This window comes from Ruegeria sp. S84, from assembly GCF_056583445.1.
The window spans coordinates 3,619,413-3,633,050 of sequence record NZ_CM152618.1; the positions used below are offsets into that span (position 1 = coordinate 3,619,413).

Below are 13,638 nucleotides of genomic sequence, written 5' to 3' on the forward strand. Positions count from 1 at the left end.
GTCAAGCGGAATCGCCCATCAAATCGCTCCAGCGCTGGATTTGGCGCACCGTAATTGCAGATTTCATCCCATTTTGCGACCGATCTTGGATGCACCCCTGATCTTGGCACGATGCGCCGCGATCCAATCCAGGGTCTGCTCAAATGGCATTGGCTCTGCAATTCCGAACCCCTGAACGTGGTTACTGCCCAATTGCGCCATCAGCGCGTGCTCGCCGGGCGTTTCCACGCCTTCGGCGAGCGTCTCGAGGTTCAGACGTTCAGCCATGGTCAGAATGGCGCTGACCAGTTGCTGCTGGCTGGGATCTTGATCCGATTTGGTGACAAATGTCCGATCAATCTTGATCCTCGAGACGTCAAACCGCTTGATCGAGGCGATCGAGGCATGGCCGGTTCCAAAGTCATCCAGGTCGATACAGCATCCAAGCGCAGCCATGCCGGTTACATTCCGCGTGATCACGTCATCCGGCCTGCGCGAGAACACGGTTTCCAGAATCTCAACCGCCAGCCGATCCGGTGTCAAATCAAACTGATCCAACTCCCATTTCAGGCGGTCGATCAAGCCGGGATTGCGCAACTCATCGGATGAGAAATTGATACCGATCCGGGGCACAACGCATGCTGCACGATCCCAAGCTTGCATCGCTTCAAAAGCATAGTGACGCATGATTTGACCTAGCCGCTCCATCAGTTCGGCTTGCTCGGCGAAGGGCAGGAATACCTGCGGGCTGAGAACACCTTTTATTGGATGCTCCCACCTTGCCAAAGCCTCGAACCCTGTGATGTTCCCATTATCCGTTGAAACCTGAGGCTGAAACCAGGGCCGAATCTCTCCATTGTCCAATGCCGCCTCGAACTCTTTTCTCAAATTGGCTCGGACCAGGGATCGCCGACGGGTCCCGGTTGAATAGGCGCGTATGGTCGAGGGACCGCTTCTTTGCGCTTCGGACAGTGCAGCGGTGGCGGCGCCAATCCACTCATCAGCCTCGACCTGTCGCAGGTCTGAATGCAGGCAGAACCCGATCGAGCAGGATTGGTAAACTCCTGTGCCATTCAACAAAAGCGGCTCTTCGACTGCGCTTTGGATGCGGCCGGACATTTGAATGCAAGCTTCCAGATCAAGATGTGGGGAGGGATGCAGGCCAATGAGAAACCGGTTCTGATCGATTTGCGAAAAGATGTCCTGATTTCGGATGATCGACAGGATACGATCACTGAATTGCTGCTTTACATGAGTGGCGGCAGCCTGACCGTGCAGATCCTGAAGCTCGGCATAGCCGTCCAAAGCAATTGCGATACAGGCGGCATTCTCACCTGATTTGCGGACCGATTCACTCAACGCCTCCAACTCTGATTGGAATACGTCATATGGAACCAGGCCGCTGGGGCGCATACCTGAACTGCGGGCTGTATAAGAACGGCTTCCCCAATTTCCGATGACGGCAAAAGCAAGGGGCAAACCCAAAGCCGTGGTAACAAGTGCACGTTCACCGCCCAACCAGAAGGCGGCTAAACACGCGGCAGGAATAAAGGCCAGAACCTGCGGTCCGGTGAGAAGTATCCGCAGCGTTTCGGAACAACGGTCGACAAACAGGAATTTCCGCATAGATTTTACGGCCTTCAGCTTGGGCTAGGATCGCGCAAGCCAACCGTAGGAAATCAATCTGAGTCAGGCGTTAACGTAACTGGGGAATTTCGTCTGAATTTTCGTCTTTTTGAATCGGATCGATCGAAAGATTTGCGAAATCAAACAGTTTTGGGTCCAGAAGATGCGAAGGCCGCGCATTGGTCAATGCCCGAAACATCACTTGCCGCCGACCGGGGCTGTTCTTTTCCCACTGATCGAGGATCTGCTTGACCTGCTGGCGCTGCAGCCCGTCCTGACTGCCGCAAAGATCGCAGGGTATGATGGGATAGTTCATCGCCTTGGCGAATTTCTCGCAATCCGCCTCGGCCACATGGGCCAGCGGGCGATAGACGAACAGATCACCTTCTTCATTCACCAGTTTTGGTGGCATGGTTGCAAGACGACCGCCATGGAACAGGTTCATGAAAAAGGTTTCAAGGATGTCATCGCGGTGATGGCCAAGCACAACTGCGGAACAACCTTCCTCGCGCGCGATACGATAGAGGTTGCCCCGACGCAGGCGTGAACACAGCGCACAATAGGTGCGGCCCTGCGGAACTTTGTTCATCACAACGGAATAGGTGTCCTGATACTCAATCCGATGTGGCACCCCCATACGGTCTAGGAATTCTGGCAGGACTGTTGCCGGGAACCCCGGTTGCCCCTGATCCAGATTGCAGGCCAGAAGATCCACGGGCAGCAGACCGCGCCATTTCAGTTCGTATAGCACCGCCAGAAGGGTATAGCTGTCCTTACCGCCCGATAGGCAGACCAACCAGCGGGGTGTTTTACCTTCGGCGGTGCGGTCCACCATGCCGTACTGCTCAATGGCCTCGCGCGTCTGGCGCACGATGCGCTTGCGCAGCTTCTTGAACTCGGTGGTTGAAGGCGCACCGGTAAAAAGCGGATGGATATCGTCGGCTTCATCAAACATGGGCGGGGCCTATCGCAGTTGGGTGAACCGGGCAAGGGTCAGGGTCGTTCGTCGTCGGGCACAGGGTCATAGCCATCGCCACCCCACGGATGGCAGCGCCCGATCCGGCGCGCCGCCAGCCATGCGCCCTTGATGGCGCCGTGTTTTTCAAGCGCTTCCAGTGCATAGGCGGAACAAGTCGGCTGATAGCGGCAGTTAAATCCAACCCAGGGGCTGAAGATCAACCGGTAGGCCCGGACGGGCAGGGCGAGGAGATGGGCAAAGAGGCTCATTTGCCACCCCCGTGTATTTTGCGCAGCGCATAGCGCAAATCGTCTTTCAGCGCATCAAAGGGCCGGGTGGCGGTAACCTCGGCGCGGCCGATCAATACGTAGTCCCAGCCCGCATGCCCATGAATAGGTAATACGGCCCGCGCGGCTTCACGCAGGCGGCGTTTGGCGCGGTTGCGGGCGACGGCATTGCCGACCTTCTTTGAGCAGGTGAACCCGATGCGAATACCCGCAGCCTCATCAGCGCCACGTTTACGCGCCTGCACCATCATTGATGCAGTGCCTTGCCGTTTGGCCCGCGCGGCCTTCAGAAAGTCCGAGCGATTCTGCAGTACGGTCAATGATTCAGATGAGCAAACGGACGCCGCCGGGGGCATCACCCTCGGCTGGTTGTTACCATCCTCAGGGGCCTCCGGCGGCGTCATGTTCATAACCTGAAAGGTCGAGCGGTTTATGCGCTCAGCGACTTACGGCCGCGTGCGCGACGTGCGTTCAGGATTTTGCGGCCGGCTTTGGTGGCCATGCGCGCGCGGAAACCGTGGCGGCGTTTGCGAACCAGGTTAGAAGGCTGATAGGTGCGTTTCATCGCTCCGTCTCCAATCTATAGCGGTGGGTGCGGCGCGGATTCGCCTGGCCCTAGTGTTCGAAGCCCGTCCTCTACTGGGTAGCGGGGGGTAAGTCAAACCCCTAGGTGGGGGTTTTGGTGCGTTTTGCAACAAATCTGTAATCTGCCCGGGCAAAAGATTTCAAAAACCGGGTTCAGAGCGCGTATCCCTCACATTAAGTGCCATAAACATCAAGGCCCCGTGAGGCCTCTGTTGCAGCGCGCGCGGGCGGCGCATGTTGTGGGCAAGATGAATGAACAAGAACCTGCTACCCAGATGAACGAAACCACCAAGATCCCGCGCAACGGGCTGGCGCGTCATATCCCTTTAGCGGTGATTCTTGCCGTTGCCGCCGTGGGGTTCTTTGCGCTGGGCGACTATCTGACCTTTGAAACCCTGCGTGACAATCGCGAGGCTTTGCTGGCCTGGCGCGATTCAAACTACTGGGCGATGGCTGCGGCTTTCGTGGGGATTTACATCATTATTGTTGCCTTCTCGCTGCCTGGCGCTGCGGTCGCTTCGATGACCGGTGGGTTCCTGTTCGGGTTGCTTGCAGGAACGGCTTTTAATGTTTTTGCCGCAACCATAGGCGCTTCGACGATCTTTCTAGCCGCACGCTGGGGTTTGGGTGAATCTCTGACCGCCAAGCTTGAAGCCTCGGAAGGGACGGTCAAGAAACTGAAGGACGGGCTGCGTGAGAATGAAATCTCGGTTTTGTTCCTGCTGCGTCTTGTACCTGTGGTGCCCTTCTTCGTTGCCAATCTGGTGCCCGCATTGGTTGGGGTAAAGTTCCGAAACTTCCTGATTACGACGGCGCTGGGCATCATCCCTGGTGGGATTGTCTATACCTGGATCGGTGTTGGGCTGGGTGGTGTCTTTGATCGCGGCGAAACCCCGGATGTCTCGCTGTTATGGGAACCCTTCGTGATCGGGCCAATTATTGGCTTGTGCGCGCTGGCAGCGCTGCCGATTGTCATCAAATCCCTCCGTGGTCGAAAGGGTTCCTGATCCATGCAAGAGTTGAAAACCGATATCCTGGTGATCGGGGCCGGGTCAGGCGGGTTGTCTGTAGCCGCAGGGGCCAGCCAGATGGGTGCGGATGTCATCCTGCTGGAAGGCCACAAGATGGGTGGGGATTGCCTGAACTTCGGCTGTGTCCCATCCAAAGCTCTGATCGCCAGCGGCAAGGCTGCATATGCTCAGGCCCACGCGTCGGCTTTTGGTGTCGCGGATGTGACGCCACGGGTGGATTATGCAGCCGCCAAAGAACACGTGCAAAACGTCATCGCTCAAATCGAACCCATGGACAGTCAGGAGCGTTTTGAGGGCTTTGGCGTCAAGGTAATCCGGGAGTACGGTCGTTTCATCTCACCCACGCAGGTACAGGCCGGAGATCATCTGATCACCGCCCGACGCGTCGTGGTGGCCACCGGTTCATCGCCCTTGGTACCGCCACTGCCCGGGTTGGATCAGGTGCCGTATTACACCAACGAGACAATATTCGACCTGCGCGACAAGCCCGAACACCTTTTGATCATCGGCGGAGGTCCCATCGGCATGGAAATGGCGCAGGCGCATATCCGGCTGGGCTGCAAAGTGACCGTGATCGAAGGTCTGAAAGCGCTAGTCAAGGATGACCCCGAAGCTGCAGCCGTCGTGCTGGACAGCCTTCGGACTGAAGGTGTCGAAATCCATGAAAACGCCATGGTGTCCCAGATCCGAGAAAATGCAGGCACCATTGAGGTGGTCACTGTAAATGATGAGGTCTACGCGGGCTCTCATCTGTTGCTGGCCGTCGGGCGCAAGACCAATATCGACCGTCTGAACCTCGACGCTGCCGGGATCGACAGCACGCGGGCAGGCATCAAGGTGGACGACTCTTTGCGCACGAGCAATCGCAAGGTCTATGCCATTGGTGATGTCGCAGGTGGGCTGCAATTCACCCATGTCGCCGGATATCATGCGGGGATCATCATCCGCTCTGCCTTATTTGGGCTTCCGTCGAAAGCGAAGACCGCTCATATCCCTTGGGCCACCTATACAGATCCCGAACTGGCGCAGGTCGGCCTGACCGAGGCGCAAGCCAGTGAACAGCATGGCGACGCGGTGGAGGTTGCCCGGTTCGACTATCACCACAATGACCGCGCAGTTTCCGAGCGCAAGACCAAGGGGTTCATCAAGGTGATGGTCGTAAAGGGCCGACCTGTGGGCGCGACAATCGTCGGATATCAGGCCGGAGAATTGATCAACTTGTGGTCGCTGGCGCTGGCCAATAATCTCAAGATGGGTCAGATCGCAGCGATGGTTTCGCCTTACCCAACGGTCGGAGAGCTTAACAAACGTGTGGCAGGAGCCTATTTCTCTCCAAGGCTGTTTGAGAATCAAATGGTTAAACGAGTGGTCAGGTTCGTCCAGCGCTGGATTCCCTGACCCAAGGAGGAGCGCAAAGTGAACTCGCTGTCGGGCCGATTTCTGATCCTGACGACGGTCTTCGTCATGTTGGCCGAAGTACTGATCTTTGTGCCCTCGATCGCGCGTTTCCGTGAAGATTTTCTGCTGAACCGGCTGGAACGCGCCCAGATCGCCTCGCTTGCTTTGTTGGCCGACGATATGCTGGCTGATGAGCTTGAAGCGGAATTGCTGTCAAATGCGGGGGTCTATAACGTCGTATTGCGCCGCGACGAGGTGCGTCAGCTCATGCTGTCTTCACCGATCCCGACCCAGATCACCAAGACCTTTGATTTGCGTAATGCCAGCGCTTGGGTGCTAATCCGTGATGCTGTCTCGAGGCTGTTTACCCCCGAAAACGAGGTCATTCGTGTGATCGGCGCGCCGGTCAAAGACGCAGGACTGTTGATCGAGGTGACAATGGACAGCGAGCCCTTGCGCATGGCCATGACGGATTATGGGCTCCGCATCCTTGGGCTGTCCTTTGTGATCTCAATCATAACGGCCTCGTTCCTGTTTCTGGCTGTGCGCGTGGTACTGGTGCGTCCGATCAAAAGCGTTGTTGGCTACATGCAGCGCTATGCCAGCGCACCTGAGGATGCGCGCGGCATCATCTCCCCCAATTCCAAGGTGACCGAACTGCGCGAGGCCGAAGAGGCCCTGCAGATGCTTCAAACCGATCTGACCCAGGCCCTGAAACAACGTGAACGTCTGGCCCAGTTGGGCGGGGCGGTGGCTAAGGTCAGCCACGATCTGCGCAACATTCTGACGTCTGCTCAGCTGTTTACCGATCGAATTGAGGCCAGCAATGACCCCCTGGTGGCGCGAATGGCACCCAAACTTGTCAATTCGATCACGCGGGCGGTTTCCTTGTGCGAAAGCACCTTGGCGTTCGGACGCGCCGAAGAACCAGCCCCAACCCTGACCATGGTGCGCTTGCGGGACGTTACCGCAGATGTTGTCGCCAGCGAGCAACTCGCCATTGCCGATGCCTGCGTTGAGATTGTGAACGACGTACCCGAAGATCTTGTTATCCGTGCCGACCCAGAACAGATTTTCAGGGTTATCATGAACCTTGTGCGCAATGCCCGGCAGGCGCTTCTGACGTCGGGCAAGGCGGGTCGTGTAACCGTGTCGGCATCCGAACTTGATACCGACTGGTGCATCGAAATCAGCGATACGGGTCCAGGCCTGCCTCCTAAGGCCCGAGAGAATCTGTTTACACCATTTCAGGGTGGTGTTCGCAAAGGCGGCTCGGGACTTGGGCTCGCGATTTCGCAAGAATTGGTGCGGGGTCACGGCGGAGATCTGTTTCTGAAAGACACAGGGCCTGATGGAACCACCTTTGAAATAAGGCTTCCACGCGGTGATATGACTTTTTGAAGTTTTTTGAAGAATCGACTTGCGCGCCCTCGGCCTCAGGTCTAAATACCGCCTCACCAACGCGGACCGATAGCTCAGCTGGATAGAGTACTTGACTACGAATCAAGGGGTCGGGGGTTCGAATCCTCCTCGGTCCGCCACTTTCCTTTTTGTAAGGCGACACATAGTTCTGCCACCAGCGACAGAACCTTGCCATTTTCGCCTCACTTCCTTCATCCAGCACCTAAACTGATTTCATTGATCCTGACTTCCTTTTGGGAAAATCAGGGCTGATTTGCAGATCAGACGCCGAAGGCGCCTGTTCCTGCTGATCTGCCACGTGGCGAACGCGGATGGGGGCGAGGCAATGCTATTCGACAATAGTGGTGCGGCCCGCAGGCGTAGCCGAGGACACGGTTTTGTCTAATAGGGTTGCCCGAGGGGGAAGGCAGCGTCTTTGCGCCCATCGGGCCAGACTAGGTCGTCAGGATCAGCGCCTTTCAGGATGCCGAACGCAAGAGCCTTGGATTTGTGTCTCGTCGGACGCGTTTGACAGGTGATGTCGTGAAAGCGTGGCCAATTGCCAAGCCATCGGACATCATCCGGGTCTTTTCCGAGACGATGGCTCAGACCTAGGCGTGAGTCCCCGTTCCCAAGTACGGTACGGGGACGTTTGCGTTTGTAATGGGCCATGTCATTGGCCTTTCATGCAGTTTCTGAACTACATGGCACCCTCCATCGGTTGGCTCGTTGGTTTTGGGCTGGGCTCGGATAGACGGCCGAAAACGCAGCCGGTCTGAATATCGGACTGAGCGAACAAGATCAATGGGGCGGGAAAAAGCCGCTCAATGTGGTGTTAGGTGATTGGGCCGGTAGGCTGTGGACGGACCACTCAACCAGAGATCGCTTCACATAACACCCGCTCTGCTATGTTCATGGTTCGTTATGGTGGCACAAAATATCCAATGGTTGCAATACTTGCGATTCAAGACGAATTTCAACCTACGCGACCATGCGGAACTAGCCGCAATCCGTTGGTTGCAACGTATGAACTTTTTCCGTTGGAAGCGCGGGCTGCCAGACAAGATCGGTCGTGAGACCCAACCTGCCTCAAGTCAGCTTCACAAGCTTATTGGAAGGTTTGATGAATGTTTGTGGACGTCTCAATTAGCGCTTGTTCGATGGTTGCTCTTTGCCGTGCAAATCGCGTCGTTGGTACTGGAATTGAGATCGCGTGCAGGTCTCCCACCCAGTCGACAAAAGAAAACCCGATAGCCGATACACCAGCAGAATGCTCGTCCAAATCATAAGCTAGGCCCCGTTCGCGGACCATGTCCAGTTCGGAAAGGAACTCATCCAAGTTTCTTTGGATACCATTCCGTTCCCATTCGTTTTGAATAAGCTTTGTTGCATCTCCTTCATCGAGTTGAGCGAGACAAGCTTTCCCATTTGCAGTGGTGGTCAGTGGAAAAACCTCACCCACTTGCGAAACGGTCGTCAATCGATAGACGCCTGGGACCTGATCTAAGAAAACCATGCCGATACCGCGCATGACGGCTAGGTCTGTGGTTTCCCCGGTCTTTTGGGTCAGTTCCGTCAAAAGCAGACGGCAGTGTTCGACGATGCTGTACTGCGCCGCGCCCGCGAGAGCGCTTAGTTCGGGACCGAGCCTCAAACCACCCCCATTTGCATCCGCTATGACAAGGTTTTCCTCGGCAAGAGCGCTTGTGATTCTCTGTACCGTAGAGCGGGGCAGGTCAACACGCTCGGCGATTTTTCCCAAGCTCATTCCGGATTGGTTTTCTTTCAGAACACGCAAAATCGAGGCCGCTCTGGAAATAACCTGAATGCCACCTTTATCCGCTTTTTCAGACATTTAACCTACCTCATCCTGCCTTGGTATCGTAGCTCTGGATACCTAGCGATTTTTTAGTGTTGTATCACAATGCGGTGCAAGTCAACCGTATAGTGAGTTTTTATGTTGACCATAATGCGGTGCGTATGCATCATCATACGGGACAGGTGGGGAGGCCACCCAGACAATTGAAAAGCGAACACCGCCGCGTTGTCGGCGAACAAAGGAGATGTGCCCAATGGTCGAAATCCGTGGCATTGAGTTTCAGGCAAACACCGACAACGACATGGGGCTTGAGTTTTATAACCTGAGCCACAGATACGGGTTTCAGTGCCCCAACTGGCCGTATTTCAAGGACGTCCAGATCGACCGAAAGCACTACATGGCCAAGTCAGGCGTGTTGTCTCAGACGATTACGACGACGATGCACGTTACCACTCATATTGATGCACCGGCCCATGTTGTTCAGGGAACGCCGTTCATCGACGAAGTGCCGCTGCCGCATTTCTTCGGTTCGGGATTGGTAGTCTCGGTTCCCAAGAAGAAGTGGGAGCAAATCACGGGAGATGATCTGGAGAAGGCTTGCGGGCACTCAATCCGCAAGGGCGACGTTCTGATCATCAACACCGGTTGGCATAAGCAGTACGAAGACGGTGACTATTTTGCTTATTGCCCGGGTCTCGTTCCTTCTGCTGCCGAGTGGATGATCGAGAAAGGTGTGAAAGTCGTTGGCCACGATACCCAGGCGAACGATCACCCGCTGGCAACTGCCATCGGTCCGCAGCGAAACGGTCCGATCATGCCACACCTCGAAAAAGAGTATCTTGAGTGGTCAGGCGGCACGCCATGGGAGGTTGATTTCCCTGAGTGGGAACCGGTTCACAATATGCTGTTTTCCAAAGGCATTCTCGGCATCGAAAATGTTGGTGGGGATCTGGATGCGGTGACCGGCAAGCGGTGTACCTTCGCGTTCTTTCCGTGGAATTGGGACCGCGGCGATGGCTGCATTATCCGACTGGTGGCGATGATCGATAAGAACCAATCCTACCGCATCGAGGCTGGCGAAGATTTCTGAACACTCACGGACCGGTCGCCGGTTCGCCGGCGGCCGCCATTGCAACTGAGCGGAGACGGACATGCATCTGAAGCGGTTTCAGGACGCCCAACCTTACGAAGCACCGAGCCACTTCGGATGTCACGGGCTTCGCTTGCAGGGGTTTGAAGAAGGCGGGCCGACAAATCAGTGGGTCGGCTTCAGTCAGTTCCTTCCGGGCGGTGGCGCAGGGCCGGACTCTACGCCTTTTGAGAAAGTCTACATCGTTCTGGAGGGTGAAATGACCGTTATCGTTGACGGCACAGAAACCAGTCTTGGACCCATGGACAGCTGCACGATCGCACCGGGTGAAGTGCGCAAAATTGAAAACCGCGCCCACCACACCTGCAAAATGCTGGTGGTCATTCCGTATCCGCCAGAAAGCTAAGGACGAAAAGAATGTCTGATCCACTCAAGATGTTTGACGTCAGAGACAACGTCGCATTGATCACCGGAGCTTCGGGCGCATTTGGAATGGTTGCGGCACGCGTCTTGGCCGGGGCTGGTTGCAACCTTCTTTTGGCGGCGGGAAACCAAGAGGCGCTCGATAGCATTGCCAAAGAGTGCGAGGCACTTGGTGCAACGGTCGTGACCATCAATACCCGACCGACCGATGAAGCATCGTGTGACGCATTGGTTGATGAGGCCGTCAACACCTTTGGCAAGCTCGACATTCTCGTTGTCGCGTCCGGTATGAACAAAGTTGCTCTGATCAACGACATGGCGCCGGAAACCTTTGGTGCAGTGATGGACGCCAACGTGAACCAAAGCTGGCTGTTGGCGCGCGCAGCGGCAGCGCACATGAAGCAAAGCGAATATGGCAAGATCATATTCGTCAGTTCCGCGCGCAGCATCCTTGGGCACCCTGCCGGATACACGGCGTATTGCGCGTCAAAGGCCGCCGTGAACGGGATAACCAAAGCCTTGGGATGTGAGCTGGGTCCGACAGGGATCACCGTCAACGCGATCGCACCGACAGTGTTCCGTTCGCCTTTGACGGCTTGGATGTTTGAAGACACCGACGAAGCGAAGGCAGTGCGCGATGGTTTCCTGACCCGTGTTCCTAAGGGGCGGCTGGGTGAGCCAGAAGATCTTGCGGGTCCGCTCCTGTTTCTCGCGTCGCGCGCATCTGATTTTTACACCGGGCATATCCTGCATGCCGATGGCGGATATACGGCGGGCTAAGGGATGGTGCGTAAGAAACAGCAATTGGCAGTGATTGGTGCTGGCCTGATGGGTCACGGCATTGCCCTTACCTTGGCGAAGGCGGGCCAATATGTCGCCATTACCGATCCCGTGGAAGAAGCGCGCGTCACCGTGCCCAACCGCATTCGCGCCAGTATGGCCGCAATGGGGGATGATGAGGTTACAATCACGAAAACCCTCAAGATGATTGAGATTTTTGCGACGACGGAAGGTACTGTGCGAAACGCTGATGCTGTGTTCGAAGCCGCACCCGAAAAGCTCGAGCTCAAGCAAGCGATCTTTGCAGAGATCGAGGCGCATGCACCAGAAACTTGCATACTCGCGTCGAATACCTCGGTCATGCCAATCACCCAGATCATGTCCGGTTTGCGGCTGAAAAACCGAGCATTGGGAACCCATTGGTGGAACCCGCCGCACATGATCCCTTTGGTCGAGGTCATCAAGACCCAGTGGACAGACCCTGAGATCGCACAGACGATGTTCGATCTGCTGAAAGATGCCGGGAAAACGCCGGTTATGGTCGAAAAAGATGTGCCCGGCTTTATCGGCAATCGCCTTCAACATGCGTTGTGGCGCGAAGCGGTCAGTCTGGTGGAAAACGGTATTTGTGACGCCGAAGCCGTCGATACCGTGATCAAGTCCAGCTTCGGGCGCAGGCTTGCTGTTCTTGGTCCGCTGGAGAACGCGGATCTGGTCGGCACTGACCTGACGCTCGATATCCACGAAAACGTGCTGCACGATCTTGAGGCACAAAGGGGCCCTTCATCCTATCTTAAGTCGCTTGTCGAAGCGGGCAAGCTGGGCATGAAATCCGGCGAAGGGTTCAGGACATGGGCCGAGGGCGAGGCAGATCAGGTTCGCCAACGTGTCGCGAAACATCTGAAAAATCTCGAAAAGACTTTGTTAGATCAATCAAACACTGGCGGGAGGCCGGTGAAGGGAGGACGCAATGACAAGGACATTCAAAACGGCCACCAGGCGTAGTTTCATCGCCGGGGCAACGGCAGCAATTGCGGCACCGGCAATCCTGAGGGCGACGCGTGCTTATGCTGCGAACCCGACCTTGCGTGTCGGCAATGTCAGCCCGCGCACCGGACCGCTGGCTGGTTTTGCCGAGGCTGATGAATACGTGCTTCAGGCCATCCAACAAGTGTTCTCAGCCGGGTTGGACAACAACGGAAAAACTTGGAATGTCGAGATCATCTCGAAAGACAGCCAGTCCAACCCGAACCGAGCAGCAGAAGTCGCCGCAGACCTGATCCTAGGTGATGAAGTTGATATCATCGTGGCGGCGTCAACTCCGGACACAGTGAACCCTGTCGCCGACCAGGCAGAGATCAACGAAGTTCCCTGCATCACTACCGACTGTCCGTGGCAGCCGTATTTCTTTGGTCGCAACGGCGTTCCCGGTGAGGGTTTTGAAACCACCTATCACTTCTTCTGGGGCCTTGAGGATGTGATCGCCGCATTCCTTGATATGTGGGACAAAACTGGCGTGAACAAGACAGTTGGTGGTCTTTTCCCCAACGATGCCGACGGTAATGCTTGGGGCGATGCGGAACTGGGCCTGCCTAAACCGCTCGCCGCCGCCGGATACTCGCTCACCGATCCCGGTCGCTATCAGCCTCTGTCCGATGACTTCTCAAACCAGATCGCAGCGTTCAAGGCTGCTGGCTGCGAAATCGTCACTGGCAACATGATCCCCCCCGATTTCGCAACGTTCTGGAGCCAGGCCGCCCAGCAAGGCTTCAACCCCAAGGTCGTGACCATTGGCAAGGCACTTCTGTTCCCATCCGTCATTGAGTCGCTGGGTGACCGTGGTGACGGGCTATCGACCGAGGTCTGGTGGTCACCGCATCATCCGTTCTCGTCCTCACTCACAGGTATTTCTGCGAAGGACCTTGCCGAAGGTTATACGGCAAAGTCGGGCCGTCCTTGGACTCAACCCCTTGGCTTTAAACACGCTCTGTTCGAGGTCGTCGCGGACGTCATCAAACGGGCTGATGATCTGGAAGACCCGTCTTCGATCATTTCGGCAATCACATCCACCAACCTGAACACAATTGTGGGGCCGGTGAACTGGGGTGATGGGCCGATGAACAACGTCACCAAAACTCCGTTGGTCGGTGGCCAGTGGCAGAAGTCCGGAGACGCCTATGAGCTGCAAATCGTAGCAAACAGCACCGCGCCCGAAGTGCCGGTGACAGCAGACATGAAACTGCTGGGTTGACCAGGAATTC

General features: G+C 56.1%; 14 protein-coding genes and 1 tRNA gene. 9 read left to right on the forward strand and 6 right to left on the reverse strand.

Annotated elements, in window-relative coordinates:
* Positions 1-63 precede the first annotated feature (63 nt).
* The 5 genes from AC1DFB_RS18170 to rpmH all read right to left on the reverse strand — a co-directional run bounded on the left by AC1DFB_RS18170 (position 64) and on the right by rpmH (position 3,415).
* Complete coding sequence (locus tag AC1DFB_RS18170; protein ID WP_480921800.1) at positions 64-1,605, reverse strand: putative bifunctional diguanylate cyclase/phosphodiesterase; 1,542 nt, start codon at positions 1,603-1,605, stop codon at positions 64-66.
* 70 nt (positions 1,606-1,675) lie between these two features.
* On the reverse strand, positions 1,676-2,560 hold the full coding sequence (ttcA, locus tag AC1DFB_RS18175; protein ID WP_170733984.1) for a tRNA 2-thiocytidine(32) synthetase TtcA: 885 nt from the start codon (positions 2,558-2,560) through the stop codon (positions 1,676-1,678).
* A gap of 38 nt (positions 2,561-2,598) precedes the next feature.
* A complete protein-coding gene (gene yidD / locus AC1DFB_RS18180; RefSeq protein WP_480567775.1) occupies positions 2,599-2,832 on the reverse strand; it encodes a membrane protein insertion efficiency factor YidD in 234 nt (77 codons plus the stop codon).
* Entirely contained in the window at positions 2,829-3,254 is a 426-nt protein-coding gene (gene rnpA / locus AC1DFB_RS18185) for a ribonuclease P protein component (protein ID WP_480921801.1), read from the reverse strand. The genes yidD and rnpA overlap by 4 nt, the downstream gene beginning before the upstream one ends.
* A 26-nt stretch (positions 3,255-3,280) precedes the next feature.
* On the reverse strand, positions 3,281-3,415 hold the full coding sequence (gene rpmH, locus AC1DFB_RS18190; RefSeq protein ID WP_005980833.1) for a 50S ribosomal protein L34: 135 nt from the start codon (positions 3,413-3,415) through the stop codon (positions 3,281-3,283).
* Positions 3,416-3,710: 295 nt separating this feature from the next.
* Here rpmH and AC1DFB_RS18195 point away from each other — a divergent pair, with 295 nt between their 5' ends.
* The 4 genes from AC1DFB_RS18195 (at position 3,711) to AC1DFB_RS18210 (ending at position 7,405) form a co-directional block, all read left to right on the forward strand.
* The gene (locus AC1DFB_RS18195) at positions 3,711-4,442 is read left to right on the forward strand and encodes a TVP38/TMEM64 family protein (RefSeq protein WP_170392949.1); all 732 of its coding nucleotides are present in this window, start codon (positions 3,711-3,713) and stop codon (positions 4,440-4,442) included.
* Between the two features lie 3 nt (positions 4,443-4,445).
* Entirely contained in the window at positions 4,446-5,864 is a 1,419-nt protein-coding gene (locus AC1DFB_RS18200; protein WP_480921802.1) for a dihydrolipoyl dehydrogenase family protein, read from the forward strand.
* Positions 5,865-5,882: 18 nt separating this feature from the next.
* Entirely contained in the window at positions 5,883-7,265 is a 1,383-nt protein-coding gene (locus AC1DFB_RS18205; RefSeq protein WP_480886695.1) for a sensor histidine kinase, read from the forward strand.
* Between the two features lie 63 nt (positions 7,266-7,328).
* A tRNA-Arg gene (locus tag AC1DFB_RS18210) sits at positions 7,329-7,405 on the forward strand.
* Positions 7,406-8,373: 968 nt separating this feature from the next.
* Here the strand turns inward: AC1DFB_RS18210 and AC1DFB_RS18215 are convergent.
* On the reverse strand, positions 8,374-9,120 hold the full coding sequence (locus AC1DFB_RS18215) for an IclR family transcriptional regulator (protein ID WP_480921803.1): 747 nt from the start codon (positions 9,118-9,120) through the stop codon (positions 8,374-8,376).
* Between the two features lie 217 nt (positions 9,121-9,337).
* Here AC1DFB_RS18215 and AC1DFB_RS18220 point away from each other — a divergent pair, with 217 nt between their 5' ends.
* From AC1DFB_RS18220 to AC1DFB_RS18240, 5 genes are all read left to right on the forward strand, one after another.
* On the forward strand, positions 9,338-10,174 hold the full coding sequence (locus AC1DFB_RS18220) for a cyclase family protein (RefSeq protein WP_480707254.1): 837 nt from the start codon (positions 9,338-9,340) through the stop codon (positions 10,172-10,174).
* Between the two features lie 61 nt (positions 10,175-10,235).
* A complete protein-coding gene (locus AC1DFB_RS18225; protein ID WP_480921804.1) occupies positions 10,236-10,580 on the forward strand; it encodes a cupin domain-containing protein in 345 nt (114 codons plus the stop codon).
* A gap of 11 nt (positions 10,581-10,591) precedes the next feature.
* A complete protein-coding gene (locus AC1DFB_RS18230) occupies positions 10,592-11,377 on the forward strand; it encodes an SDR family oxidoreductase (RefSeq protein WP_170733656.1) in 786 nt (261 codons plus the stop codon).
* A 3-nt stretch (positions 11,378-11,380) separates the two neighbouring features.
* Entirely contained in the window at positions 11,381-12,382 is a 1,002-nt protein-coding gene (locus AC1DFB_RS18235; protein WP_480921805.1) for a 3-hydroxyacyl-CoA dehydrogenase family protein, read from the forward strand.
* A complete protein-coding gene (locus AC1DFB_RS18240; protein WP_170402675.1) occupies positions 12,348-13,628 on the forward strand; it encodes an ABC transporter substrate-binding protein in 1,281 nt (426 codons plus the stop codon). The genes AC1DFB_RS18235 and AC1DFB_RS18240 overlap by 35 nt, the downstream gene beginning before the upstream one ends.
* Positions 13,629-13,638 lie beyond the last annotated feature (10 nt).

What these genes read in the sequence shown, in the direction of transcription:
- AC1DFB_RS18170 (WP_480921800.1), bottom strand. Translation starts at nt 1,605, where the DNA reads ATGCGGAAATTCCTGTTTGTCGACCGTTGTTCCGAAACGCTGCGGATA.
- ttcA (WP_170733984.1), bottom strand. Translation starts at nt 2,560, where the DNA reads ATGTTTGATGAAGCCGACGATATCCATCCGCTTTTTACCGGTGCGCCT.
- yidD (WP_480567775.1), bottom strand. Translation starts at nt 2,832, where the DNA reads ATGAGCCTCTTTGCCCATCTCCTCGCCCTGCCCGTCCGGGCCTACCGG.
- rnpA (WP_480921801.1), bottom strand. Translation starts at nt 3,254, where the DNA reads ATGACGCCGCCGGAGGCCCCTGAGGATGGTAACAACCAGCCGAGGGTG.
- rpmH (WP_005980833.1), bottom strand. Translation starts at nt 3,415, where the DNA reads ATGAAACGCACCTATCAGCCTTCTAACCTGGTTCGCAAACGCCGCCAC.
- AC1DFB_RS18195 (WP_170392949.1), top strand. Translation starts at nt 3,711, where the DNA reads ATGAACGAAACCACCAAGATCCCGCGCAACGGGCTGGCGCGTCATATC.
- AC1DFB_RS18200 (WP_480921802.1), top strand. Translation starts at nt 4,446, where the DNA reads ATGCAAGAGTTGAAAACCGATATCCTGGTGATCGGGGCCGGGTCAGGC.
- AC1DFB_RS18215 (WP_480921803.1), bottom strand. Translation starts at nt 9,120, where the DNA reads ATGTCTGAAAAAGCGGATAAAGGTGGCATTCAGGTTATTTCCAGAGCG.
- AC1DFB_RS18220 (WP_480707254.1), top strand. Translation starts at nt 9,338, where the DNA reads ATGGTCGAAATCCGTGGCATTGAGTTTCAGGCAAACACCGACAACGAC.
- AC1DFB_RS18225 (WP_480921804.1), top strand. Translation starts at nt 10,236, where the DNA reads ATGCATCTGAAGCGGTTTCAGGACGCCCAACCTTACGAAGCACCGAGC.
- AC1DFB_RS18230 (WP_170733656.1), top strand. Translation starts at nt 10,592, where the DNA reads ATGTCTGATCCACTCAAGATGTTTGACGTCAGAGACAACGTCGCATTG.
- AC1DFB_RS18235 (WP_480921805.1), top strand. Translation starts at nt 11,381, where the DNA reads ATGGTGCGTAAGAAACAGCAATTGGCAGTGATTGGTGCTGGCCTGATG.
- AC1DFB_RS18240 (WP_170402675.1), top strand. Translation starts at nt 12,348, where the DNA reads ATGACAAGGACATTCAAAACGGCCACCAGGCGTAGTTTCATCGCCGGG.